This window comes from Lentibacillus salicampi, from assembly GCF_004565465.1.
Lineage (GTDB): Bacteria > Bacillota > Bacilli > Bacillales > Amphibacillaceae > Lentibacillus > Lentibacillus salicampi.
This window is the reverse complement of sequence record NZ_SRHY01000017.1, coordinates 15,676-41,815: the sequence shown is the minus strand read 5'-3', so window position 1 is coordinate 41,815 and position 26,140 is coordinate 15,676. Positions and strand designations below refer to the sequence as shown.

The following is a 26,140-nucleotide window of genomic DNA, read 5'->3' as shown; positions in this document are numbered from 1 at the left end:
AGATTTGAATGAAGGTTTATGTTGACGCTGATGCCTGTCCGGTTAAAAAAACAATTATCTCGGTAGCCTTGGAATGTGATGTCCCGGTCGTGCTCGTAAAAAGCTTTTCCCATTTTTCACACGATGACGAGCATCCTGGCGTGGAAACGATTTACGTCGACACAGGTGCTGAAGCGGCGGATTATCGGATTATGCGACTCGCCCAATCAGGCGATGTAATCATTACCCAGGATTACGGACTCGCTTCATTAGGGCTTGCCAAAGGCTGTACCGTTCTGCATCATAAAGGGTTCGCCTATACCAACCGAAACATCGACCAGCTGCTGCAGACTCGATATATAAACGCCATGGCCCGCAAAAGCGGCAAACGGACAAAGGGGCCAAAAGCTTTTAGCTTCGAGGATGAAATAAAATTCCGTGACTTGTTCAGCGAAACACTCCGAAAATCGCGCTAGTCTACACCGAAACTTCTGCCGAGTAAACTGCGGGTTACGAGGAGCGCTACTTCCCCGAAATAACTTCCAACACGACGAGCACCAAGTGTTTTTCCGCAGCGAATACTATAATCCAGTCTAGTTTATCAACCATAGATCTTGATGTTGATCCAATTTTAAATCATAAGAATCTTTTTTAAAGATTGCTATTGTCACACCTATCTAATTAGATTATAATCTAATTAGTGATGTTTGGAGGATCAAATATGCAGCTCGATAAAATTGTTCATTTCCATAAGACGGTCGGTGACAAGACACGTATTCAAATCATCGCCCTGTTAAAAGATGGGCCACTGCACGGTCAGGCCATTGCCGGAAAACTTGGACTGACCCCGCCCACCATTTCGTATCATCTCACAAAACTAAAAGAGATTGACGTCATCTTCCAGCGGCGTGATAAAAATACCATCTATTTTCACCTGAATGAAAAAACACTCGTATTGATGGCTGAGGCCATTTTGCGGATCGGAGGGGAAAAAGAAATGGATGAATTCAAGGTGAATGATCAGGAGCGATATAATGTTATCCAGAATTTTTTTGCGAGCGACGGCACACTCATAAGTATCCCAGCGCAGCGCAAGAAAAAACTCATTGTGCTTGAACACCTTGTCAGAGGGCTACAAAAAGGCAAAACATATCAGGAAAAAGAAATCAACGACTATATCAAACCATTTCATGAAGATTTCGCAACGATCAGACGGGAATTTGTCATGGGCGGCTTCATGACACGACAAAACGGCGAATATGAGTTGAATCCAGAATCGTTATGGCTGATCCAGTAATCAGCTTATTTTTCGCCAATCTAATTAGATATATATTAAATTAGATATTGAAATAGGTGGTTATTATGTCAAATTGGGTCGTTTGGAAACAGGAAAATAACTATCGAAAGTTGTTCTGGGCAGGTGCAATCAGTGGGATCGGCAGCAGATTCACCCAGGTTGCCATCCTGACATTACTTTACCAAATAACCGGATCGGGACTGGCGATCGGAATTTTTTTTCACAGTAAGGATGGCGCCGTTTTTATTGGCAGCGCCGATTGGAGGTATGCTTGCTGATCTTTTTCCCAAAAAAAGTCTGTTAATAACGATTGACTTATTAAGAGTCCCGTTTGCCTTGTCACCATTGCTTGTGCAGGGGCAGGAGCATTTATGGATTATCTATACGGGAGCATTTTTTCTTGCTGCAGGAGATGCGTTCTATTCGCCGGTAAGAATGGCGTCCATACCCGCTCTGGTCAAACAGGATCGCCTGTTGTATGTCAACGCCATCGAACAGATTATGGTCGGAGCTGTACTTGTGGTTGGTTCCAGTACCGGAGGGATCATTTCCTATTTATTCGGATTGCAGGCCCCGTTTATTTTGGATGGTATATCGTTTATGGTATCTGCATTATTTTTGATCGGGTTAACAATACCGTCTGCGGAAAAATCCCTAAAACAATCGGACCCAGTTGAATCTGGCCCATCGACCTGGAAATTTATATTCGGCTCGGCTGCACTCCTTACTTTCATAACAATTGAACTGACAATGCCCCTTGCAAATGGCGTTGATAATGTTTTGATGAGTGTATATGCGCTGGAAGTATTTAAAATGGGGGACCTCGGCGTCGGGTTCATTTATGGTGCGCTGGGACTGGGGTTTATTATAAGCTCATTCTTTTCCAATCTACTGAAACGTAAACTTGTGCCACTCATTGTGATTTTTATTGCACTGGAGGGGCTGGGGCATCTGATTTTGAGCTCCGTCCCTACATTTTCCCACGCCATTGTCGCTGCTTTATTCATCACTTTCGTCGGTGGAATCAGCAATATCTGTCTAAGCACGCTTACGATGAAAATCGTTCCGAAATCGCAGCAGGGACATTTTTTTGGGCTGACCGAAATGATTTCCAAAACGACAATGGGCATATCGATGGGCGCGGCAGGATTTTTGCTGGAATTATTTGATCCGCGGACACTGAGTTTTTGGGTTGGTAGCACCTATGTTTTCTTCACGATTGTGTATGCTATTCTGTTTTCACGGGTGGATCTTATAAAAGAAAAAAAGCAGTTGAGACGAATGTAATTTTTCCTTATGCTCACACATAATTCCAACAACAAACCTTTGAAACGAACGTCTATGGCGTCTCAAAGGTTTATTGATTGATTAAAACTTCCGGACCCTGAAGTTATCCTGCAGCACCGGCCAATTTTGCGAAAATGGAGTTCCCAATGTCCAGTAACTCACACCTCTCAGACCATAAGCTCTTGCCGTATCATATTTCGCTTGAACACTGCGGGCATCTTCAAACCAGACCTCGTGTTCCTGACCGTTCTCGTCTGTATAGCGGAAAAACGACGATTGATACGTCTCATCATATTGGATAGGCACGCCATACATTGCTGCCAACTGGACCGCCTCTTTCGGACTCACAGTACTTGCAGTCGTACCCTCTACCCACGGGATATTCCAGTCACGACCATATAAAGGCATTCCCATCGAAATTTTATCGCGGGGAATAACTGTTATAGCATAATCCAGCACATCCCTTACTTCGTTAATTGGCGCAATCGCCCATGGCTTTCCACCGGCCCAGCCCCATTCGTATGTCATTAGGATCACAAAATCAGCAATTTCACCGTGTGCCTGGTAATCATGGGCCTCATACAACAATCCCTGCTGATCCGCTGATTCTTTTGGTGCCAGGGCTGTTGTGACCAGAAAACCTTCCGGATGCAACCGCTCCACAACCCGCCTGAGAAAATGATTATAGTTTTCGCGGTCTTCCGGATATACGTATTCAAAGTCAAAGTTGACGCCTGCATATCCTTTCGCACGCATTGTTTCCAGGAGATTCGTGATAAGCGTTTCCTGGGTTTCAAGATTACGAAAAACAGCAGCGGCTAGATCCGAATTGAACTCACCCTGGGCAAAGTTGGTGACCACCAATAATGGGGCAACAGTATTAGCCCTGGCAGCCTCAAGAACCGGCTGTTCCTGCAGTTCCGAAAGCGTGCCATCGTCACGGATACTGTACATAAACGGAGAAATGTACGTCAGGTATCTGCCCAATCGCCGGACTGTGGCTCCTCCTTGTTCATCCAATCGTGTTATAAAACCGTTCACTTCCGTAACAGGTCTTGCTGCAATAGGAATCCGTAACGTTTGCCCGGGAAAAATCAGACCAGGTTGCCCGATATCATTGACCGCGATAATTTGTTCGGGACTGACACCGTACTGCTGCGCAATCCCCCAAATATACTCGCCAGCCTGAACAACATGCGTTAAATAAGGGTTCGTCAGCATTTGGCCTGTAAATAGTAACGACGGGTCTGTTATATGATTGGCTACCGCAAGTTCCTGAGGCGTCACTCCAAACATCTGCGCGATTATCCATAACGTATCACCAGGCTGGACAACGTATTCACGGCCAGGCTCTGGAATCACCAGCGACCGTCCCACCACCAGCACATCCGGATGGTCCAATTCATTCAACAACACTATCTGATTTATATCCGTCCCATAACTTTGTGCAATCTGCCATAACGTATCACCATGTTGCACGACATGTATTTGCATAGTTTTTCCTCCAATTTGCATGCTCTACATACTATCCTATTCATTGGGTGATTGTCCCAGTAACACATTTGGGGGGATATTTTCACATACAAAAAACGCCCTCTTAAAGAAGGACGTTTTTTGTCGTTTTCAGCTGGATATTGCTACATCGCGCATGATAAACCTGCTCTTTGGTATGGATGGCATGCGGACCATGCTGTAATCCAGGTTTTGCTTCGGCACGTTGTAATCAATCCGATTGGCCAAAAATGCCAGACTTACTTTCATAATGTCAATCGTTATCCATTCACCGGGACAGCGGTGTCCCATATCATAACCGCCACCCTGGGGGATGAAATCAAACGGGCTGCCCTCCCATTCATCGAAACGCTCCGGGCGGAATTCATCCGGTTTATCCCATAAATCCGGATCATGATTGGTGCCATAAATATCAAGCAGGACAAGCGTTCCTTTCTTAAATTGATGACCAGTCCATTTGAAGTTGCTGCGGACTTTTGCACCTAAAAACGGACCGAATGGGTAGTAACGGCGAACTTCCTGAACGAACATACGAATGTAGTCATCATCGCCTACACGGAGCTTTTCCTTCGTTTCCGGAAAATCATTTATTGCCAAAGCGCCAAATGTCACGAAACGCCCGACAGCGACAATCGGCCTGACGATATTAAGCAGTTCCACCGCCGCTGTTTGCAGATCCAGCAGACGATCCTGCAAATCACGGTGCCAGGCAAATGTATATAAAGCCGTCTCCTCACGTGGCTTTAATTCACCACTCCGGACCTGGGCAATAATTCGTCTAATCCATCGCTCAGACCGGTTTCGTGCAATCCTTCCCTGCCAATGCCTCGGCCCAATTGCCCCAAACGCATCAATCATTGCCGATAAATCACGTGTGCGCTGACTCAGTTCATTCGCCCACAGCGGCACACCTGCCCATTCACAGGCAATGCGGCACATGATTTTTTCAGCTTCAGGAAATAGAATAACCCGGCGTTTCTGCTGCCAATCAGCAATCGCCACTTCCCACTGTTTTTCCGTGAGCGCCGTCAATTCGCTGAGCCGCTCAGACGTCATCAGCGACATAAACATCGTTTTCCGGTGACTGTGTGCGTTACCTTCCAGGACATGGACACCATTTTTCCCGAACAGCGACTCTTTCATGCGGTTGGGTATTGCCCCGATTCGTGTGAATTTGTCCTCATCATAAAAAACTTCTGCTGCTTCCTTTCCGCCGATACAAATCACTTTCTGTCCCAGTAGTCTGGTCTGGAAAATATCTGACTTAAAATGCCGGCGCCTGCCGGGTATATAGTGATAACCTTCTCGTAACAGTGTAAGAGTGTTATCCAAAACGTTCTCGCGCGGAATCGCCACTGGCGCTACCCCTTTCATATATGATACTTTTCCCATCCCTTCTTATCCCACTGAACAGACGTTTTATACCTTACGGGTGTCGAAGAATTCAAAACATGGAAGCCGCCCCCCCACACCTGTTAAGATGGGGTATGAATTAAAAACAGAGAAGGTGAGCTTATGTCTCAGAAAGTGATCATTAACCATATGGAAATTAATGCATCTGACGTTCATTCAGATATGGTCAGCAGAAATGGAAAAGAACTGGCAAAAATTCGTTTTCACTTTCAAGTGACGCACGAAACATATCATGATATGACGACGCTGCTGTATAAAAATGACTTTATTGTGAAGGTGCCCGATAAAAATCTGGAATTCCCTGCTATCATCACGAACTACTCGACGTCCATCACGAACTTATATGAACCAGGCACAGTGGGGGACTTTAGCCTTGAACTGACAGAAAAAGCGTAATGCAGCCAGATTAAACTATTCATCATGTCCTTCAAAACCAATGAAGGACTTTTTCTATGTATTTCGGCTTCCTTTAGATCTTCACTTCACCTAACATCTTCCGGAAGCACATAAAGATGGCAGAGACACTTAACTGCAAATGTCTCTGCCTTCACATTTCGCTTCTCCCAATTTAACCTTGGAGGCTTATGACCGCTCCATCGTGATCAATCTGCAATAACGCCACCTGATAATCTGGCAGCAACTCTTTAAAATGACTGACAATTGATTCGCCTTTACCTGTAGGTGCAAACGACATCATGGTCGGCCCGGAGCCGCTGAGGACCGTCCCATATGCACCAGATTTTTTGGCTTCACTTCTGATATCATCATAGTTTGGAATCAGCTCAGCCCGATATGGTTCGTGGAATAAATCGCATTCCATCATGTTACCTGCCAGATGAAAATCACCTGAGGCAAGGGAAGCAACGAGCACATTGCTGCGGGCGCTTGCCGAGGCAGCGAGCTCCCGTTGATAGGTATCCGGCAAAGCTTTTCGCGCGGCTTCTGTCATTAATCCTGCTTCCGGAATATACACAATTACATCTGCATCAGGCATAGGCAATTGCACCCAGTCAATTGCCCGATCAGTGACCGTCGATATGACAAAGCCTCCCATTAAAGCCGGCGCAACATTATCCGGGTGCCCTTCCATTTCGGTGGCAAGCTCAAGCTTCTTCTCACGTGTCAGGGCCAAAGCACATGCCTGGTCAGCCAGTTCAATGCCGGCAACAATCGCCGACGCGCTGCTGCCAAGCCCGCGTGCCAACGGGATATCACTCCAGACAGTCATTTTGCAGGGAGGAAATTCCTGGTTCCAACGCCCCGCAATGTCACGGGCGATGGTAACAATATAATGATTATCAACATCTGTCACTTCCGGCAAATGGGATGAATGCTGCTCAATCTTCCATGTCGCTGAAGCTGACACATCCAGGGTGAGGTACAAGTTGAGTGCCAGTCCCATCGAATCAAATCCCGGCCCAACGTTCGCCGAGCTTGCTGGAACACGTATCCTAAACGGCGTCATGCTTCCACCAGCTTTTCAATATAATCCGTGACGGTTTGTTCATCATTTGGCAGTGTGACCGGTTCGGCATCCATCTGATCGATAGCTGTCTGTGGATCCTTCAGCCCATTTCCTGTCAAAACAGCCACAACCTTTGTTCCCTCAGCCATTGCACCCTCTTGTCGCTGCTGGATCACACCGGCAATCGATGCACAGGAGCCCGGTTCGGCAAAGACGCCCTCCTTTGATGCCAACAGCTTTTGTGCCTGGGCAATTTCAGCATCGTTTACCGAGCCGATATTACCACCGGATTCATCACGTGCCTTCACGGCCAGCTCCCAGCTCGCCGGGTTGCCGATCCGAATGGCGGTTGCGACCGTCTCCGGATTGGCGACTACTTTATTCCGGGCGATAGCCGCTGCTCCCTCTGCTTCAAAACCAAACATCCGTGGACGGCCTGTCTGTTTCTTAGCATCGTATTCCTTAAATCCTTTCCAGTAAGCGCTGATGTTGCCCGCGTTGCCGACGGGAATGGCCAGGATATCAGGAGCAGAACCCAGCACATCGCAAACTTCAAACGCCGCTGTTTTCTGCCCTTCCAAACGATACGGATTAACTGAGTTGACGAGTGTGACCGGTGAACGTTCACTTATTTTCCGGACAATTTTCAGGGCATCATCAAAATTACCGTCAATTTCCACGATATCCGCCCCATACATGACGGCTTGAGCCAATTTTCCAAGCGCTATTTTGCCTTTAGGAATGACAATGATTGCCCTGATACCGGCTCTTGCTGCATAGGCTGCAGCCGAGGCGGAGGTATTGCCGGTTGAAGCACAGATAACGGCGTTGCTGCCTTCCTCAATCGCTTTAGCAACTGCCAGCGCCATGCCACGGTCTTTAAACGAACCGGTCGGATTAGCCCCTTCCACCTTACCATATAGCTCGATTCCCAATTGCTCAGACAACGACAGAAAATGAATAAGGGATGTGTTTCCTTCCTGTAACGAGATCTTCGGGGTCTTTTCTGTAACAGGCAAATCAGATTGATAGTGTTTGATCAAACCTTGCCACGTCATGCGTCAGCATCTCCTTCTACTTTGTAAAAACTCTTGATATCAATCACTTCATCCAGATAGTCAAGATAATCCAGAGCCTGATGCATCATTTCCAGTGATGCGTGGTGTGTAATCACGACAATTTCTGCTGCATTTGTTTCTTTTGCCGGACTTTGCAGAATTTGCTTAAAGCTAATATCATATTCATTAAATAACGACGATATCCGGGAAAATACGCCCGCTTCATCTTTCGCATGCAAACGGACGTAATATTGGCCAAACCGCTGATCCGCCGGTTTTAGTTCCTTTTTAAATCGCGGTTCGACAAACTGACTGCCCGTCACACCCCGGTGCATATTCTTAATGACGGTGATGACATCCGATATAACCGCTGCAGCAGTTGGCATGCTCCCGGCACCCGCACCGTAAAACATGGCTTCCCCAACCGCTTCACCATAAACATAGACAGCATTATACTCATTTTTGACATCTGCAAGTGGATGCTCTTTGGAAATGAGTGCCGGCTGGACATTCACTTCCACTTGTTTACCGTCAAATGTCGCAAACCCGATCAGCTTCATGGTGAATCCCAGGCTATCGCCATATTGCAAGTCTGCTAGCTCAATACCATTTATCCCGGTTATCTCAACATCTTCCAGATCAATATACGTCGAAAAAGCAAGCCTGCCAAGAATTGCCATTTTTCTCGCAGCATCAAGCCCTTCCACATCAGCTGTCGGATCAGCCTCCGCGAAGCCAAGTGCCTGGGCTTCTTTTAATGCATCGTCGAACAGCACGCCTTCATTGTGCATTTTCGTTAATATGTAATTCGTGGTTCCGTTGACAATCCCCATAAGCTGTTCGATGTGATCGGAAGCAAATCCGTCGGTAATCCCCCGTAGAATGGGAATTCCACCCGCGACACTTGCCTCATAATAGAAATCACATTTATTTCCGCCTGCAACTTCATGCAATTCAGCACCATGGAGGGCAACTAAATCCTTATTGGCCGTGACCACATGCTTTTTGGATGCAAATGCTTTTAAAATTGATTCACGAGCTTCTTCAATACCCCCCATCACTTCAACAATGACATCAATCTCCGGATCATTCAAGACATCATCAGGATTCGTTGTAAGTGTTGTCCCATTCACCTTTGCATCAACGCTACGTGCTTTTTCGGGATTCCTCACCAGTGCACTTTTGACATGGACACCACAGCCAAGCTGATGCGCAAGCTTTGCCTGGTGTTTCTCAATGAGACTGATGACACCTGAACCCACAACACCTACACCTAATAAACCAACCGATACCCTATCTTCCAAATCATCACCTCATATTCTGTTTAATGATATTTTATACATTTAAACACGAATAGCGACGTATGGCAATAGCGAATTTTTGAACGATTTTGATTGACCTCCCCGCTGCTCGGGATTGGTCCGGTTCAGTTGACATCCATTGCATCAGGATATTATTATTAATTTGAATTTAATTTAAATAAATTCAAACTAAATGATCTGGAGCGAGATGATTATGGAAGACAATTTATCATTAAAATCATTTGTTGTTTTGATGAAGGCCTCAAAATCGGTCACTGAATACGTCAAAGAGGACATCAGCCGGTATGATATGAAAGCGACCTATTTCGCTGTACTGGAAGCCCTGTATCATAAGGGCGATCTGACCGTGAGGGAGATTTCCCAATCAGTCCTTATTAAGGCCGGATCCATGACGTATGTGATTGATAAACTTGAAGCCAGGGATTTACTCGAACGCCGGCGTGGTAAGGGAGATCGCCGCGTGGTCCACATTCATATCACCGAGGAAGGAAAACAGCTGATGGATGACATTTTTCCAAAACACCAGGAAGCAATTGAAAAAATTTTTCAGGACCTGAGCGTCGAGGAGAAGAAAACGGTTATCGATCTGCTAAAACGAATCGGACAGAACCAATTATTCAAATAAATGGGAGGAGACATCATGAAGCATATTTTTCAAAAAGGAACGGATCAGACAAAACCAACGTTGTTATTTCTGCACGGGACAGGGGGCACAGAGCAAGATTTACTGGGTCTCGCTGGTGAAATTGACAAGGATGCAAACGTCCTGAGCGTCCGCGGAAACGTTTCTGAAAATGGAATGCCGCGCTTTTTCAAACGGCTGGCAGAAGGTGTGTTTGATGAAGAGGACTTGATTTTCCGAACGAAAGAGTTACATGAATTTCTTGATGAAGCAGCGGAAGAACACGGCTTTGATCGCAATCATATCGTGGCGGTCGGTTATTCCAACGGTGCCAACATTGCCGCAAGCCTGTTACTCCATTACCAGGATTCGCTAAACGCCGCTATTCTGCATCATCCGATGGTACCGAGACGCGGCATTGAGCTGCCGGACCTCTCCGGAAAAAATGTCTTTATCGGCGCGGGAACGAATGACCCGATTTGCTCATCAGAGGAATCGGAAGAGCTTAAATCCTTACTGGAAAAAGCCGGAGCCAATGTTAAACTCCATTGGGAAAACTTGGGCCACCAATTATCGATGGGTGAAGTGAAAACGGCTGCTGAATGGTATAATAATCTGTAAAGCACGGCCATGCCATGTCGTTTCTGACCCTGAATTTGCGTTTTCGGACCATCCTTTGGCGTTTTTCAGAGACTTGAACAGTAAAATCGTTCGGATAAACGCCGAACGATTTTGGGTTAATCTGCCAATAGCAGATGAATTTCATTTTTAGAAGGGTCCTTGACGATGTACGCGTCATTTACCTGCTTAACTTCTGTGCCGATATGCTCCAAGTTTTTGACTTTTTCCTCTCTGCTTTGTTTATCAGGAAAAATAAGCGAATACCAATTGAGCCCTGCGCGATTCTCTGTCGGTGCCGGTGCATTTTCCCCGTTCCATATATTCAAGCCAATATGGTGGTGATAGTTACCGGTTGATGTGAACAATGCGCCGGGATAGTTTGTCACAACCTGAAAGTCAAGCCCATCGACATAAAACTTTTCTGTGTTTTGAAGATTCGCCACATGCAAATGAATATGCCCCATGACTGTCTTGTCAGGTAAACCTGCCCATTCCTGATCACTTTCAGCAAGCAGGCTTTTGGCATCCAGTGGTTCTGTCGACATACTGACCTGTCCGTCCGACCAGTTCCATTCGATTGCCGGCCGGTCATGATACACTTCAATTCCATTGCCGTCAGGGTCATTCAGATATAATGCTTCACTTACCAGGTGATCAGATGCTCCGAGTTGTGCCCCTGAATTGGCGACGTGTCTTAAAAAGGCGGAAAGATCAGCTCTTGATGGAAGCAGAATGGCAAAATGAAATAACCCCGTCGTCCGCCCCTCTTTTGGTAACACATCTGCCGGCTGTTCCAATGTCAGCAACGGCGTTTCTCCGTCTGCTGTCAAAACAGCTTTCCGGTCCGTTTGCTCCAGCACGTTGAATCCAATTACATGCTCATAAAAAGGTAGTGATTGGTCCAAATCCGTTACATTTATATTCACTTCACCAACATATGTCGCTGGTTTTTCGAAAAATTTCATTTCCAATTTGGTCAGCCCTTTCTTTCAAGGTATATGATTATTTTTAAATACTAACTTACCTTTTGTAAGTATTATAGCGTGTTTTTTCGTTTTTAGCAAGATTCTATTTTGAAAGCTGTCTGTCATTTTGTATACTAAACTCAGAAAGGGTGTCGCTTATGATTGTAAGAGAACGCCAGAACACGTATATTATGATCGATCAGGACCATCATGCACAGATATCAGGGCAAATGGCAGCCAGCCTGAAGGATTCATTCTTTCTCGAGGAACGTTTGAAGGATTCTGTTCTATTTGCCATTCGGAACCATGATTACGCGTGGAAAATGATTGACAAACAGCCATTCTGGAACGATCAAAAGCAGAAGCCATATATGTTCACGGATTTTCCCAACCCGGCTAAAACAGTTTTTTATAAACATGGTATTGATGAAGTCGCGCATCATGATCTCTATGCGGCTCTGTTATGCAGCGAGCACTATACACGATTTCTTCTGGATGATCCGGAAGAGTCTTCACGGACGTTTGTACAACATGAACGGGAACGTCAGCAGCAGATTATTCAGCATCTTGAGGGGTATGATAAAGATACTTTTGCTGTTCATTATGGCTTACTGCAGTTTTTGGACAGTCTGTCATTGTATATCTGTCTGAATGAGCCAGGTGTGACCAAGGAAGACGAGCATCCATTTTTCAAAGATGGGATTCCGGTTTCACAGCACCTTACTTTCTTCCATACAAACAAAGTCGGGATTAACTGGAAAGATCAAGAAACAGTCGAAATGGACGTATTCCCATTTGACAGTCCAATCGACATGACCATTCAACAAAAATCGGTTCCGAAAAAGGCCATAGCAGAGAATGGATTGGTGAACAGTTACGAGCGCACTGAGGAAGAATCAGTATCAGTCCGGCTGGTGTAACGCTCGGGGCTCGCTCGATTTCGGTCCGGTGTCGCGCGATTTATACACTATCGTAAACTCAGTGCATAAAATCTTTAATAATCTCGCGGTTGTGCAGTCAAAAGGCGCATCCGATATGCATTCATCGCCGCTTCGCCTAATGTGTCCATCAGGTTGTGGTTTGCATACGCACCAACAATGGCGCCGAAGCCCGGAACAAGTTGCAGTAGTTTAATCAAATCAATGTAATCCCGATATTCCTGCTGAAACACCCGCCAATCCATGTCAACCAGCGACTCCTTTTCTGTTTCCCAATTTTCCAGCACACGAAGCGTTTCCTTTCGTTTTGTGTCACTTGAAAAAGCCAGCTGGAACACATGGAGAATGAACAGGCGCTCTTCATATTTTCGTGTATCAAACCCATAAACCGCTGCTGATTCAAATAAAAACTTCATTTTAATGGATAAAAGCATCGGGAAATCAGCAAGCCCCAGGAAAAAACCGCCCGCGCCTGTACCGGCTCCTTCAATCACAGCTGTCTTCCGATAAGAAATAAGCTTTTCCTTCAGCAGTTCATCTTTTTCAAAAAGACTCAGACCTGCTGACTGCTGTTTATTTGTCGTCATATTGGACCCAACCAGGGTTGCTTTTACCATATTTTTAATACTTTCGGTGATAATCCTATGGGCTTTTTCGGGAATTATCCCATTTAATTTTGATTGGGTTTTTTTCGACAGTTGCGCGAAAAGACCAGATTTTTTTAATACACTTTGCCGCCATGTTTTTAGTTCCTCATATACCTTTTGTTCATAAACATTCATGTTGATATCATCCTTTTTTGTTCTACTAATCTATACGGTTTTTCCGAAAAAAAGATTCATCCCACGTCTCCCATTACTATCCTGTTATAAGTATAACTCACCTGTGCCACATTCATCCTATCAAAAAGTGGCTTCCCCGTTTATTTAAAAACAGCACCCGGTGAATTGATTAATTTGGCTGTGATTGGACAAACTGGATAAGGTGAAACTATTTTAATGGAGGGTGGTATAAATGGCTAAAGAGCAAAACAAACAACATCAGACAAATATCGAAAATGAAGACACGCTGACAAACCGGCAGGGGCATCCTGTCACCAACAATCAAAATATCAGAACGGTAAACAATCGTGGCCCTGCCACATTGGAAAACTATGATTTCGTTGAAAAAATCAGCCATTTTGACCGGGAAAAGGTGCCTGAGCGTATTGTGCATGCTCGCGGCGCCGGTGCACATGGCTATTTTGAAACCTATGGAACAGTCGGGGATGAGCCTGCATCAAACTATACACGGGCAAAAGTTTTTCAGGAAAAAGGCAAACAGACACCGGTCTTTGTCCGCTTTTCGACCGTGGTTCATGGCATGCATTCACCAGAGACACTTAGAGATCCGCGCGGTTTTGCTGTTAAGTTTTACACAGAGGATGGCAACTGGGATTTGGTTGGCAACAATATCAAAATCTTTTTCATCCGTGACGCCATGAAGTTTCCGGATATGATCCATGCATTCCGGCCTGATCCGGTAACCAACATTCAGGACAGCCAACGTTTCTTTGACTTCTGTTCCAATTCACCTGAGTCGTTCCATATGGTAACGTTTATCTATTCACCCTGGGGTATCCCGGCCAATTACCGCATGATGCAGGGATCCGGTGTCAACACCTATAAATGGGTCAATCATGATGGTGAAGCAGTACTTGTCAAATACCACTGGGAACCGAAGCAGGGCATTAAAAACTTGACTGTAAAAGAAGCGAACGATATTCAGGGTGAAAACTTCAATCACGCGACACAGGATTTATACGATGCGATTGAGGACGGTGAATACCCGGAATGGGAGCTGTTCGTGCAAATCATGAGCGACGATGAACATTCTGAACTGGACTTTGACCCGCTGGATGATACAAAGATTTGGCCGGAAGATCAATTCCCATGGCTGCCGGTTGGCAAAATGGTATTAAATAAAAACCCCGATAATTACTTTACAGAAGTGGAACAATCCGCATTTGGTACCGGGGTACTTGTCGATGGCCTGGACTTTTCAGATGACAAAATGCTGCAGGGACGGACATTTTCCTACTCCGATACCCAGCGCTACCGGGTAGGTGCCAATTATCTGCAAATTCCGGTAAATGCGGCCAAAAAACGGGTCGCGACGAACCAGGAAGGCGGATCCATGCGGTATGAACCCGAACACTCTTCAAAAAAGAACCCGCATATTAATTATGAACCATCGTCTTTAGGAAATTATACAGAAGCAGAACAAATCGGCAAAGAATACACACCAAAAGTAGAAGGAAACCTTGTCCGGGAGTCGATTGACCGGAATGACAACACGAAACAGGCAGGCGAGACGTTTCGTTGGTTTGAAGACTGGGAAAAGGATGAATTAATTTCGAATCTCGTCGGCGACATTTCCGAATGCACCCAGGAGATTCAGGATAAAATGATGGCCCTCGCCGAAGAAGCAGACGAAGAGTATGGACGACGGCTGCGTGAAGGGCTTAAAGAAGCAGCCAAAACGATGTCTGACGGATCAAGCAGAAATCCACTTGGCAACAAAAATGCAGAACAAGCACCGGATAAAGCGGTTGACAAGGGCCATGACGCAGATCCGTACTAAGAAAAAAATAAGTCTGTTCTGATTTAAATGATATCAGGGCAGACTCATTTTTTTGAAGATGAGCAAGGTGAAATTCGCGTTGCAACAGTGCTGCTTCATTGAAATAGATTCCGACACAGCACGCTTAATACAAGGATTATCGGAGCAAACTGCCACCTGTGGGGAGGATTGTATAAAGGAAAACACTTGCCACAGGACGCAACAAGTGTTTGAACCTTTTTGTAAAAATTAAACAATCCGTTTGACTTTGTCTTTTCAATCGTTATCAACCTTGGATATCCCGCCTGTTAAAGCCCAGCATACCAACCGCTGTCAGACCAACTGCGATAACAATCAGAATAACCACAGGCGCCCATTCCATCTCATCCACCGGCAACTCTGGGATATACCCGAATGGTGACAGCTTGCCGACCCATTCCGGGAATTGGAAAACACCGCCAAAATACAGAACAAAAAATGAGTAAAAGACATACAGCCAGACCACACTGCTTACTTTTGGTACAAACCCGATCAGAAGCACCACCAGGCCAACCATGACTAGCATTGCCGGGTAATAAGCCAGACCGGCACCATAAATCTCACCAAATGCAAACGGTTCCTCCATCACACTTGCAGCGGCCAGCCAAAGCCCTCCTGCGGCCAGGGAAAGCATCAGAAACCCATTAATGACAGCAATAACCAGATATCCCGCCACCAAACGTGTACGAGATACGGCTCTCCCCAGTAAATGGTCGAGCCGGTCCTTCTTTTCTTCCCCATTTAACCGGAGCACAGCCATCACGGGTGACACTGTTCCAATTAAGGCCACGACAACCATCAGCACGGACACAAATTGTGCGGTAAACGAGGTGCCTTCCTGTGATGCCAATAGTTGCTGCATCATCTCATTACTTCCAAAAAATGAATCAAGATCACCCATGACCGATCCGTAAGAAACGCCCACCAGCAGCATGGCGATTGCCCACGACATGATCCCGGTCCGCTGCAGCCTGAACGCCAACCCGAGCGGACTGAGCAATAATGGCGACGCCTGTCTTTTACCGGATCTTGATGGCAAAAAACCTGCATCCAAATCCCTGATGGCGTTCAAATAGAAAGCCAGCGCAACGAATAGCAGCGTACCGCCAATCAGCAGCAACAGCACCCACCAATTGTTGGCACTGTATACCTCAGCTGCCGTCACCCATCCCAATGGTGAAACCCAGGATAACGCTTCATGACCGACATCCCCTATCGCCCGTATTAAATAGGCGATTAACAGCAGCGCCAACGAAAACCCAAATACAGTCCGGGCATTTTCTGTTATTTGTGCTATCAGAGCGGTCAGACCTGCGAAAAATAGGCCTGTCACTCCTAAAATCAGACCATATAATAAAGATCCCGACAGTCCCATGCTATCGATACCTAAAGCATATAATCCAACGCCCGTTATAATGGCCAGTAAACTATTTAATAGGCTCAATATAATAAATGAAGCATTTAAATTCGCAAGTTTTCCCACCGGCAGCGATCGAACCAGTTCCCGCCGGCCATCTTCCTCCTCTGACCGTGTATACCGGTTCATCAGCAGAATATTCATCAACCCGACAACGACCGCCGTCAACAGCAGCATCTGATGGGCAGTCATCGCCCCTACGGTATAGTTTCCCAAATCGCCCGGGCCTACCATGGCTGTCATGGCCGGATTTTCCATCGTTTCAGCCATCACATCACGATCGGCCTGTGATGGATACAAATCCAAAAAGGCGAGTGGCACCATCAGCGTGAAAAATGTTAGTGCCAACAGCCAGATCAGCATCCTGAAACGGTCAAGGCGCAGTATAAACCGCACCAGTTTACCAGTATTGGCAAACGACTGCTGATTCATCAGGACTCACCTCCTGAGGCAGAGGCTCCCTCATAATGCCGCATAAACAAATCCTCCAGTGTAGGCGGGGCGCTTTCCAGTTTCACAACGCCGAACTGGCTGATATGCCGGATCACATCATCCAGATTCTCAGTATCGACTTGCAGTGACAGTGCCTGTTCTTTTCGTTCAACATGATGAACACCTTTCATATCATCCAGCGAGGTAATCTGCTGCTTCGTCTCGACATTCAGATTGGTTCGCGTTAAATGGCGCAATTCATCCAGTGAACCCGATTCAATAATCTGACCGTCCCGAATAATTCCGACCCGGTCACAAAGCCGCTCCACTTCTGACAAAATGTGGCTCGAGAGCAATACGCTTTTCCCTTCATCCCTGGCTTCCATCACACATTCCTGAAACGTCCTTTCCATCAGCGGGTCAAGTCCTGACGTCGGCTCATCCAGAATATACAAATCAGCATCAGATGCAAACGCAGCAATCAGCGAAACTTTTTGGCGGTTCCCTTTCGAATAGGTCCTGCATTTTTTTGACGGGTCAAAGTTAAACTTCCCGATCAATTCCTCACGCCGATTTTTATTCATAGCACCGCCACGCAATTTCATAAACAAATCAATGACTTCACCGCCCGTCAGATTCGGCCACAAATTCACGTCCCCCGGAACATAGGCGATCCGCTTATGGATCTCCACGGCATCCTGCCAGACATCTTTGCCAAAAATAGAGGCTTTCCCGTTTGTCGCCTTCAGCATTCCCAGCAAAACGCGGATGGTTGTCGATTTCCCTGCCCCGTTCGGACCGATAAAGCCGTACACTTCCCCTTTTTGCACGTCTATGTTAATGTCATCCACAGCCTTGAAGTTTCCAAACATCTTTGTGAGACCTTCTGTTTTTAAAAGAGCCATTTGCCCACTCCCCTACCTATAAAAACTTTTTTTCAATATCTCCAGATACGCATAAAACTCTTCCCAATATGGACCAAAATCGACTGACGTCAGCTTCTGACCTTGCAAACGATTGATCACCTCATTTTGGTACCCATCCATCGCCCATTGAATCAATTTGAATACTTTATCCACATCGACATCGTCCCTGAATAAGGTCTTATCGATATTGTCATACATAATCGCATTGCCTTCTGTCAATAACTGTTCATATTGTTGTGATAGATAAGACGGCAGATCCGGCACACTATCCAGAAAAAAAGTTCCAAGAAAATGAAACACATTCGGATTTTCAGCAAAACATGTCATTTTAACCTGTGTTGCTTGTTTCATCCGCTCGATAAAGTCCGTTGCCTGCATGTTGATTCGATTCAAATAGTAATAACGTATAATTTGCAGTGCATTGTCAACTAAGTAATGATACAGTTCTTTCTTGTTTTGAAAGTAGTAAAATAGCATGCCTTTTCCGATGCCGGCATTTTTGACAATGTGATTGGTCGATGCCCGCTCATAGCCATTTTCGGCAAATTCCTTAAATGCTGCATCTAAAATGCGCTGCTGCTTGTTTTCATCAAGGTTCTCAAACTTTTCGTGAATCACTTTTCACCCTTTCTGTACCATAGCTATTCAAATATCATTCAGTTTAGACCACATCGGTCGATTTTATTGTAGCACTTTAGACCGGACTGGTCAATACTTATATTTACCCTGTGATTGGCTATCTTGTTTTTCTGTTTCGTCATCCTGAATAAAGAAAAATGGGATAGCGTATTACGCCACCCCATTTTTTTCATGCTCAATTTATTCTTCCTGGTTATCCGATGTTTCGCCATTACCCTCAGGCGGCCCCTCGGAATTCTCCGGAGCACTGGAGGCGTCTGTTTCATCAGATGACTGTATTTCATCCAGCTGACCTTCCAATTCGCTCATGATTGACGCCGCCTCTTCCCAATTACCGTCAGACAGGGCCTGCTGGTATGAGTCAAACAGATCGGAAAACTCCTGTAATTGTTCCTCTGCTTCCATGATCGGTTCTGATGGATCCTGAGGTTCTTCCTGCTCACCATCCTGAGGTTCTTCATTCTCCTGCTGACCCCCGTCCTGACTGTCAGGATCAACGGTTTTCAGTATTTCCTCAAGTGCTTTATCAAAATTAGCTTCCATGACAATTTCATCTTCATAGGCCACTACAACCCGTTTCACTTCCGGAAGAGATGTCTCATTGTTGGATTCAATGTAAATCGGCTCGACGTAAATGATCGTATCTTCAATCGGTATCGCCAGCAAGTTCCCGCGAATAACCTCTGAACCACCTTGTGACCATAAGTTTAATTCCTGAGATATCTCACTATCTTGGTTAATCCGGTTCTCGATCTGCTGCGGCCCGTAGATATTCCGCTGTTTAGGGAACTGATACACAAACGTCTCACCATAATTTTCCCCATCGTTCCGTACACCTATCCAGGCGATCATATTCTGCCGGTTTTTCGGTGTGTAGGGAAGCATCTGAATAAATTCTTCCTCATCACTACCAGGCAGCTTCATCGTCGTATAATACGGCTCCATTTCAATGTCTTCACTGAAATAGCGTTCAGTTGGAAATTGCCATGTATCCTCACGATTATAAAACACTTCTAAATCTGACATATGATAGGTACCATACATTTTAGCCTGGATGGTAAACAAATCTGTTGGATAACGGAAATGGGCCCGTATATCTTCAGGCACCTCTTCTGTTATCAAATCAGGGAAAATATTCTGGAACGTTTGCAACAGTGGATCTTCCGGCTCAGCTGCATAAAAATTCACTTCGCCCGTATACGCATCAACGGTTACTTTAACGGAGTTCCGAATATAATTTGTTTCACCTTCGAAAGCCTCGGAGTACGGGTAATTGTCAGCACTCAGGTAAGCATCGATCATCCAGACCATACTACCATCGTCACGCACAACTAAATAAGGGTCCTGATCGTACGTGAAAAACGGTGCAATCCGATTCACACGATCCATGATATTTCTGGTTGCCAACAGCTGGCTATCGTCCGTTAGCTGATCGGAAACAAGCATACGGAAGTTACCTTCACTCAGCGCAAATAGCAAACGTTTCATACCGCTCAGCTGAATCCCTTTATCCGCCTCATATTCGATGTTGACATTTTCATCGCCTGATGGATAGTCAAACTCCTCCACAGCACTATTGGTAACCACATTTGGCGAATTTTCCTCACCAAAATAGATTTGCGGTCGGCTGACATCCATGACCCCTTCAGGTGGAATATCCTGCAGCATATATTCTGGCTGGCCCTGCTCTGTCACCTTGTTGACATGGCTCATCGCAACCCCATACCCGTGTGTATACCGCAAGTTTTGGTTGACCCATGTTTTCGCTTGGTCAGGCAAGTCGGACGTATTCAGTTCCCTGGCCCCCAGGAATACTTGCTCATAGTCACCGTCGACTTCATAACGGTCAATGTCGACATCATTGTATTCATAATACGTACGGAATGTTTGGACCTGATTGTACACATCAAGTAAAGGCCGCACATCATTCATGCGTACATTATCAATCGTACCGGCGTTTCGTTCCACCATTTCCGCATCCAGCGAATTGTTCCCCGGATGCTCTTTCTCTTCAATATTTCCTAAATCATAAGCGGCTTTGGTATAATTTAAATTGTCTTCCAAATAAGGTTCTTCCTTAGCAAATTCATTCGGGGAAACAACAAAATTTTGTACAGCCAGTGAAACTCCCTGCCCCACAATAACCAAACCAATATAAACAACAATTGGCGTAATCATCGTTTGGATGTTACCCTTGACAAGTTTGATGATCATCCAGATTGTCATCAGGAGCGCCACTGCAGCCAGGACATACGCTTTTGGAATATTGATAACATCATCCGTATAGCTTAATCCGTTCACAATACTTTCCTGAAACAAATTGACATGGGTTGTCGACAATGTTCCATACGGCTGCAGAAGGTGAAAACATGCTAGCATCAGCCCAATAAACCCAAGGGTTACACCAAGATGCAATTGCGCGGAACGACTCATCCGATACATATGAAATACAGAATAGGCACCAATTTCCACCAACAGGAAAAGGATGCTTAAACCTAACAGAACAAAGACAACTAAATTAAGCATCGGCAGCACATACACGTAGAAGGAAATATCCATGCCAAAATACGGGTCAGTCTGTCCAAATGAAGCGTGGTTGAGCAATTTTAGCGCTTGTTCCCAACCCACGCCTTGAATAATGCTACTCCCGAACAGCCCGATAACAGCCGATATACCGAGCATAATCAGCATCATTAACTTCCGCTTTTCCAGAAGCGGCGGCAGTTGACTTGAATTAAAATGTTTTAAATACGATCGTCGAATCCAAAAAAGTGTGAAAAATGTGCCGATCGCAAACACGACAAACCCGGCAACGCCCAGCAGCACTTTACTCGTTAATATGGTTGTGAACACGCTTGAAAAGTCAAGCGAATCCATCCAAATATAATCGGTAATCAGCTGCAGCGAAAATAACCCTATTATCACCACCAGGATAATCGCTAGTACTATGTAGCCAATCCAGTTAAATTTTTTATTCCACGTTACTTTCCGGCCGTGGTTAGAACCGTTTGAGCCTCCGTCGAAAACATCCAATTTTTTCTCCCCCTACTAGCCTCTGAAATATCGTATATCTCCATAACAATGATTTTCTGGTGACAAATATCCAGTTACCATCATACATGACTTATATGATAAATGAAAATGATTGTTATTCTTCTATACGATTAATGAAGGGGGGAGGTTTCATAAGCCGGGAAATATAATTTTTTGCCGTCATTTATCACGCCGGTTTTCGTGGTCGTCTGTCAGATCTTCCGACTCAAATTCTTTTGCAAATTCAGTCTGCAACTGACCTGTCCGCGGTGACGCCTCGCTTTCCTCAAACCTTTCTTCTTCAAGGTTCTCGGTCATATACGTGTGAATAAACGGCTCGCAGCAGGTTAGAAAGAAAGCGGCCATCAGAGACGTTGTGGCAATTGGAATACTTGCTTCAATGAACAGACTTCCCAACAGCCATATTGAAAGAAACGCCAAGGGAAAGTCCGCAATAGAAGCGGTAATATTGCCGAACCTTCGAAGCACAAATAAATCGCCGAGAAGAAAAGAAAGCCCTGTTGTCAGTAAACTGATCCAAAATAAATTCATCACATCAGCATTATAAAAAATGCCAAACAACGAGAAAACGGTGATACCTATTGCAATCGCCTTAATGCCCAATGTTTTTAAATAAACCATTGTACATGCCCGTCCTTTCCAGCATTCGTCGTAGTTATAGTGTGGCTGAAAAGAATGGAAATATACATGGCGCCTACATGTCTTTTAAATAGGAGCGTTTTTTCGGAAGCGGGTTTCTGCTGTCAGCGGAAAATCGGTTTTCGGGTGGAAGTTCCTGTTTTCAGGCAGGTACCCTGTCTCTCGCGCGAAGTTTCGACTCCCGGGCGTTTTTTGATAGAATCTGCCGTTTTCTTTTGCGGAGGTTCTCAGGATATCGTAGCGAGCCACCCGGCATACTGGAGCTGCACAATATTCGCCGGATAGATTCTCTTTAAATTCAGTAAGGGTTATCAGGTCAGCATCGTGCAGACAAATTGAATCGATGACCGGATCAAAAGTGGTTCCCCGAGTCAGTTTTATCGGAAAAAATGCTAAAAAGTGCTGCGAAACCACTTCTCAAGTCGGTTTTATCGGAAAAAACGACGGAAACTGTTTCGACAAAGCTTCTCGGGTCGGTTTCACAAGAAAAAAAGCGCAAATGTGTTTCGAGAAAGCTTTTTCCCCGCCCTGACGGATATCCCGTGTCAATTTTTCCTGAGGCTCTTGGTCACATAATGCGTGGCATATTTTTCTTCAATAGCGGGATGGCCTGTTTTCGAAAAGCGCAACTGCCTTTTCGGCCCTTTTCCCCACGATTTATAGACTGTTTTCGATGGCTTAAGATTTTGTTCGCTTGCAAACTTTTGCAGCGTTTTTAAAATAAAGTTCATCTTTCCCAGCCCGCCGACAGTTACCCGTTCCAGATACGGGATTCTTTTCATATGCCAATCTTCCACTTGCTTTGGCTTCAGGCGACCCATTCGGACCAAAAGATCCACTGGGCTTATGTACCCCTTTTCTTTCAAAAGTTCTGTCGCATGACGGCGAACCATTTTCTCGATCGTTTGACGGCTCATCCTTCACTTCCTTGTCACTCAATATATTCAAGTCCGTTATCTTCACAAAAATTCGTCCACAAGTTCAGATAATTTCACTTTGCCAACCATCTCATAACACCTCATTAACCTTGTAAAACTTTCATATGCACAGTTCGTGTTCTCGGCCCGTCAAACTCGCAAAAAAAGACGCTTTGCCAGGTGCCCAGAACCAGGCGACCATCAGCAATGATCAGTGTCTCACTTGCCCCGACAACTGATGACTTCATATGCCCGTCGGAATTGCCTTCCATATGGACATACTCGGGTTTATTCGGAAACGTTTCGTCAAGTCCGCGTTTCATATCGGTTTTGACATCAGGATCAGCATTTTCATTGATGGTAATCGCCCCGGTCGTGTGCGGACAGTAAACAACCATGATGCCATCCTGCACGTCACTTTCCGTAAGCGCTTTGTCCACTTGGCTATCCAAATTTGTGAAGGATTGTTTGTCATGCGTTGAAATGGTGAAGGTATGTAACGTTTGTCCCACTGTCATCAGCTCCTCCTACAATATTCCGGCCAAAGATGCCACGGGTATTCCTTTGGCGGCAGGGACTCAGCCTCAGTTGTATCCTTTTTAGTCGGATGCTCAAATGTCAAAGTATGTGACCAAAGCGCGATCTGCTGGCCCGGTTTATTCACCTTTTGCCCGTATTTCTGATCACCGTAAATGGGACAGCCGATTGACGCCAATTGCACACGGATTTGGTGCGGCCTCCCGGTGTGGAGGTTGATCGCTAATAAACTCAAGCCGTTGTGTTTCCCGATCATCTCATAATCCAGCACTGCTTTTTTTGCCTTTTTCGTCTTCGGTGAAACTACGTGAACTTTATTATCACGATGGTCTTTCAGCAAAAAGTCCTCTAATTTAGCCTTATCTTTTGTAGGCCTGCCCCGCACAATGGCTAAATAGCGCTTATCGAACGCGCCTCTGCGTATGGCATCCGACAGACGTGAAGCCGCCTTGGATGTTTTAGCGAATACCATCACACCGCCAACCGGACGATCGAGTCGGTGGACGAGTGCCAAATAGACATTGCCGGGCTTCTGATAGCGTATTTTGATATCATCTTTCAGCATTGTCAGTAAATCGTTATCCCTTGTACTGTCTTCCTGCACGGGTATGTTCACCGGCTTTTCAACCATAAGGAGATGGTTGTCTTCATAAAGGATTGGAATCTCCACCCGCTCATCACGTCTCCTTCGTTCTTAGTAGTTATAGCATAACATATCAATGTGGTTTAAAATAAAGTCACGACATTCACTTAGAGAGGTTGTTCAAAAAGTCCGGTAAAAATGACACATCGAATTTCTTCGGTGGCTTGTTTTTCCGCTCCTTGGAAAAGAAAACCACGTTTCCTGCGTGCGATGCGGATTCAGTGAAGCATTCCTTATGCTCATGTATCTAAAGCCATAGGGGAAGTTCTGCTAAAACCGTCCACGTCAATCGCCAGCGCAGAACTCACCACATCCTGTGGAAGCCCGCGCTCGAAACTGCGTCGCCTCGAACTTCGACGCACAGGACGTGGTAATATCGGCGTTGGCGATTGACGTCGCAAATTTAGCCGGTGACGGTCCTTTTTATCCTCCTTTTTGAACACGCACTTAAAAAAAAATTCTTGTTAAAAAATATCTTCCCTTTATGGAAAGATATCGTAATAGTTAGTATTTGTCTTTTGCTATTCTTTTTCTATCGGGGGCGATTGGTGGTTGTTCCAGCCATCTATTCTTTGTCATGATATTAAACCATTCCTTCGTCACCATCAGATTTTTTAAAATGATCTGTTCATAATTGACAACAAGATCTGTTCGCATTGCTGTTGCAAGTCCTGTTCCATGATAGGCTTGTCCAGTCTGCAATAAAAAACCTATATGAAATAACATCAGCTTATCAGAAAACGGTGAATCCTGAGAAGTTGTCACCTCTGATTCCCATGACATTGGTACAGGGAGATTATCTTGGTGCAATACTTTCCCAAACGACTGAATTTGTTTATCAGCAGAATTTTGTGCTGACTTCAAAAATTTCCTTACTTCTTTTGATTGTACTACCTGACTAAACCCAATGGAGAGGGATTTCTCCATTATTTTTTTCTTCATATTTAAAGAGATACTGATGATTTCTGTTGCGGCCAAAGGGCGTTGGTCAGCAAAATAGCCATCCATAAATTGTTGGCCAGAAACAAATTCAGGATTTTTCTCAGGATAGAAGTACGGATCTCTTTGAAAATGACCTTTTTCTAATAGTAAGTCAGTCGTTTGATGGTACATTTTCTTTCCACTATCACTGCATGAATCATAAAAATCTCTCAAATCCTTTCTCACAGATGAACTTAACGAAGTCGTATGCCCTAACAAACCGTGTAATGTCATAATATGTAAGTAGTGTAGGCAGAAAATATCTGAAAACAATCGTTTTGCACCTTTATTAAGATCTGATTCTGAAAATCCGAATGGAACAGGAAATCCATCATTTTCTATGAACAACGAAATCTGTTTCTTTTGTTTTTCAAATGTTTGTACTGCTTCCTCAAAGAGCACTTTAATTTTTTCGTCTTCTACGATTGATAACATGTATTTGTTAACCATATGAACTGCTGTTCCATTTACGTATTCTCCCCACAATGTTCCGATTTCAGCAGATGTAAGTTTTAAATCATCTTTATTCACAAAATCACCTCATTTCTATGTTTCCATTTATATGGATATATTATTCAAGAAATGGGCGCGCCCTAAGTTCCGCTATAAACGCTTTGAAGCGTGAATATGCGAAGGACAAGAATTTGTGTGCATTGATAGTTTACCTGTTCATAATTTCTCTTTCACACCTTCCTTCTCAATCTTTATGACGTGTGATTCGGAAGAAGAGCTGAATCACAAAGCTACAATCCATATCTGTCCTCTAAGCCATAATTCGATTGGTCCGGTGCATACCCCGGTATTAAACCAAATTAATTTTGCCGGTTGGGCGTTTA

Annotated in this window: 25 protein-coding genes and 1 pseudogene; 10 read left to right on the top strand and 16 right to left on the bottom strand. The window is 45.0% G+C overall.

The window, feature by feature from the left end; genetic code table 11:
• Window positions 1-8: 8 nt before the first annotated feature.
• From E4U82_RS11095 to E4U82_RS11085, 4 genes are all read left to right on the top strand, one after another.
• On the top strand, window positions 9-455 hold the full coding sequence (locus tag E4U82_RS11095) for a YaiI/YqxD family protein (protein ID WP_135110249.1): 447 nt from the start codon (window positions 9-11) through the stop codon (window positions 453-455).
• A gap of 245 nt (window positions 456-700) precedes the next feature.
• A complete protein-coding gene (locus E4U82_RS11090; protein ID WP_135110248.1) occupies window positions 701-1,276 on the top strand; it encodes a DUF2087 domain-containing protein in 576 nt (191 codons plus the stop codon).
• Window positions 1,277-1,341: 65 nt separating this feature from the next.
• Window positions 1,342-1,554, top strand: coding sequence for a hypothetical protein (locus E4U82_RS20305; RefSeq protein WP_245183563.1), 213 nt, complete (start codon window positions 1,342-1,344; stop codon window positions 1,552-1,554).
• A complete protein-coding gene (locus E4U82_RS11085; RefSeq protein WP_245183562.1) occupies window positions 1,523-2,563 on the top strand; it encodes an MFS transporter in 1,041 nt (346 codons plus the stop codon). Before E4U82_RS20305 ends, E4U82_RS11085 begins: the two co-directional genes overlap by 32 nt.
• 81 nt (window positions 2,564-2,644) lie before the next feature.
• Here E4U82_RS11085 and E4U82_RS11080 read toward each other — a convergent pair whose 3' ends face one another.
• Window positions 2,645-4,057 (bottom strand): glycoside hydrolase family 18 protein, encoded by a 1,413-nt coding sequence (locus E4U82_RS11080; RefSeq protein ID WP_135110247.1) that lies wholly within the window; start codon window positions 4,055-4,057, stop codon window positions 2,645-2,647.
• A 129-nt stretch (window positions 4,058-4,186) separates the two neighbouring features.
• Window positions 4,187-5,467, bottom strand: a complete 1,281-nt coding sequence (gene cypC / locus E4U82_RS11075) for a CYP152 family fatty-acid peroxygenase CypC (protein ID WP_245183561.1) — start codon at window positions 5,465-5,467, stop codon at window positions 4,187-4,189.
• Window positions 5,468-5,590: 123 nt separating this feature from the next.
• Between cypC and E4U82_RS11070 the strand changes: the two genes are divergently transcribed.
• Window positions 5,591-5,884, top strand: a complete 294-nt coding sequence (locus E4U82_RS11070; RefSeq protein WP_135110246.1) for a DUF3219 family protein — start codon at window positions 5,591-5,593, stop codon at window positions 5,882-5,884.
• Between the two features lie 172 nt (window positions 5,885-6,056).
• Here the strand turns inward: E4U82_RS11070 and thrB are convergent, their stop codons facing one another.
• The 3 genes from thrB to E4U82_RS11055 are packed head-to-tail and all read right to left on the bottom strand — an operon-like array spanning window position 6,057 to window position 9,315.
• Complete coding sequence (gene thrB, locus E4U82_RS11065) at window positions 6,057-6,953, bottom strand: homoserine kinase (RefSeq protein WP_135110245.1); 897 nt, start codon at window positions 6,951-6,953, stop codon at window positions 6,057-6,059.
• Entirely contained in the window at window positions 6,950-8,011 is a 1,062-nt protein-coding gene (thrC, locus tag E4U82_RS11060) for a threonine synthase (protein ID WP_135110244.1), read from the bottom strand. The genes thrB and thrC overlap by 4 nt, the downstream gene beginning before the upstream one ends.
• Complete coding sequence (locus E4U82_RS11055; RefSeq protein WP_135110243.1) at window positions 8,008-9,315, bottom strand: homoserine dehydrogenase; 1,308 nt, start codon at window positions 9,313-9,315, stop codon at window positions 8,008-8,010. Before E4U82_RS11055 ends, thrC begins: the two co-directional genes overlap by 4 nt.
• A 211-nt stretch (window positions 9,316-9,526) precedes the next feature.
• Between E4U82_RS11055 and E4U82_RS11050 the strand changes: the two genes are divergently transcribed.
• Both E4U82_RS11050 and E4U82_RS11045 read left to right on the top strand, forming a co-directional pair.
• Window positions 9,527-9,958 (top strand): MarR family winged helix-turn-helix transcriptional regulator, encoded by a 432-nt coding sequence (locus E4U82_RS11050; RefSeq protein ID WP_135110242.1) that lies wholly within the window; start codon window positions 9,527-9,529, stop codon window positions 9,956-9,958.
• A gap of 12 nt (window positions 9,959-9,970) precedes the next feature.
• Window positions 9,971-10,576, top strand: a complete 606-nt coding sequence (locus tag E4U82_RS11045; protein WP_209300564.1) for an alpha/beta hydrolase — start codon at window positions 9,971-9,973, stop codon at window positions 10,574-10,576.
• 116 nt (window positions 10,577-10,692) lie between these two features.
• On the opposite strand, the gene E4U82_RS11040 is transcribed toward E4U82_RS11045, so the two are convergent.
• Window positions 10,693-11,541, bottom strand: a complete 849-nt coding sequence (locus E4U82_RS11040; RefSeq protein WP_167751389.1) for a VOC family protein — start codon at window positions 11,539-11,541, stop codon at window positions 10,693-10,695.
• 158 nt (window positions 11,542-11,699) lie between these two features.
• On the opposite strand from E4U82_RS11040, the gene E4U82_RS11035 reads away from it, so the two are divergent.
• Window positions 11,700-12,461: a DUF3891 family protein gene (locus tag E4U82_RS11035; RefSeq protein ID WP_135110239.1), complete on the top strand. Its 762-nt coding sequence runs from the start codon at window positions 11,700-11,702 to the stop codon at window positions 12,459-12,461.
• Window positions 12,462-12,535: 74 nt separating this feature from the next.
• Here the strand turns inward: E4U82_RS11035 and E4U82_RS11030 are convergent, their stop codons facing one another.
• Window positions 12,536-13,261 (bottom strand): EcsC family protein, encoded by a 726-nt coding sequence (locus E4U82_RS11030; RefSeq protein ID WP_135110238.1) that lies wholly within the window; start codon window positions 13,259-13,261, stop codon window positions 12,536-12,538.
• Window positions 13,262-13,493: 232 nt separating this feature from the next.
• On the opposite strand from E4U82_RS11030, the gene E4U82_RS11025 reads away from it, so the two are divergent.
• Complete coding sequence (locus E4U82_RS11025; protein WP_135110237.1) at window positions 13,494-15,101, top strand: catalase; 1,608 nt, start codon at window positions 13,494-13,496, stop codon at window positions 15,099-15,101.
• A gap of 265 nt (window positions 15,102-15,366) precedes the next feature.
• On the opposite strand, the gene E4U82_RS11020 is transcribed toward E4U82_RS11025, so the two are convergent.
• The 9 genes from E4U82_RS11020 to E4U82_RS10980 form a co-directional block, all read right to left on the bottom strand.
• The gene (locus E4U82_RS11020) at window positions 15,367-16,968 is read right to left on the bottom strand and encodes an ABC transporter permease (RefSeq protein WP_135110236.1); all 1,602 of its coding nucleotides are present in this window, start codon (window positions 16,966-16,968) and stop codon (window positions 15,367-15,369) included.
• A complete protein-coding gene (locus E4U82_RS11015; RefSeq protein WP_135110235.1) occupies window positions 16,968-17,873 on the bottom strand; it encodes an ABC transporter ATP-binding protein in 906 nt (301 codons plus the stop codon). Before E4U82_RS11015 ends, E4U82_RS11020 begins: the two co-directional genes overlap by 1 nt.
• Before the next feature lie 12 nt (window positions 17,874-17,885).
• Window positions 17,886-18,512, bottom strand: a complete 627-nt coding sequence (locus E4U82_RS11010; protein ID WP_135110234.1) for a TetR/AcrR family transcriptional regulator — start codon at window positions 18,510-18,512, stop codon at window positions 17,886-17,888.
• Between the two features lie 201 nt (window positions 18,513-18,713).
• Window positions 18,714-21,566 carry a UPF0182 family membrane protein gene (locus E4U82_RS11005; RefSeq protein WP_135110233.1) on the bottom strand — a complete coding sequence of 951 codons (2,853 nt, stop codon included), beginning with the start codon at window positions 21,564-21,566 and terminating at the stop codon, window positions 18,714-18,716.
• A 180-nt stretch (window positions 21,567-21,746) separates the two neighbouring features.
• A complete protein-coding gene (locus E4U82_RS11000) occupies window positions 21,747-22,208 on the bottom strand; it encodes a YndM family protein (RefSeq protein WP_135110232.1) in 462 nt (153 codons plus the stop codon).
• Between the two features lie 563 nt (window positions 22,209-22,771).
• Window positions 22,772-23,143, bottom strand: coding sequence for a hypothetical protein (locus E4U82_RS10995; protein ID WP_135110231.1), 372 nt, complete (start codon window positions 23,141-23,143; stop codon window positions 22,772-22,774).
• A gap of 104 nt (window positions 23,144-23,247) precedes the next feature.
• Window positions 23,248-23,655 (bottom strand): secondary thiamine-phosphate synthase enzyme YjbQ, encoded by a 408-nt coding sequence (locus tag E4U82_RS10990; protein WP_135110267.1) that lies wholly within the window; start codon window positions 23,653-23,655, stop codon window positions 23,248-23,250.
• A 5-nt stretch (window positions 23,656-23,660) separates the two neighbouring features.
• The gene (locus E4U82_RS10985) at window positions 23,661-24,350 is read right to left on the bottom strand and encodes an RluA family pseudouridine synthase (protein ID WP_209300561.1); all 690 of its coding nucleotides are present in this window, start codon (window positions 24,348-24,350) and stop codon (window positions 23,661-23,663) included.
• Window positions 24,351-24,827: 477 nt separating this feature from the next.
• Window positions 24,828-25,835, bottom strand: a complete 1,008-nt coding sequence (locus tag E4U82_RS10980) for a DUF3231 family protein (RefSeq protein WP_135110230.1) — start codon at window positions 25,833-25,835, stop codon at window positions 24,828-24,830.
• Between the two features lie 100 nt (window positions 25,836-25,935).
• Between E4U82_RS10980 and E4U82_RS20300 the strand changes: the two are divergent.
• Window positions 25,936-26,043, top strand: a pseudogene (locus tag E4U82_RS20300) (VOC family protein); the annotation flags it as partial.
• Window positions 26,044-26,140 lie beyond the last annotated feature (97 nt).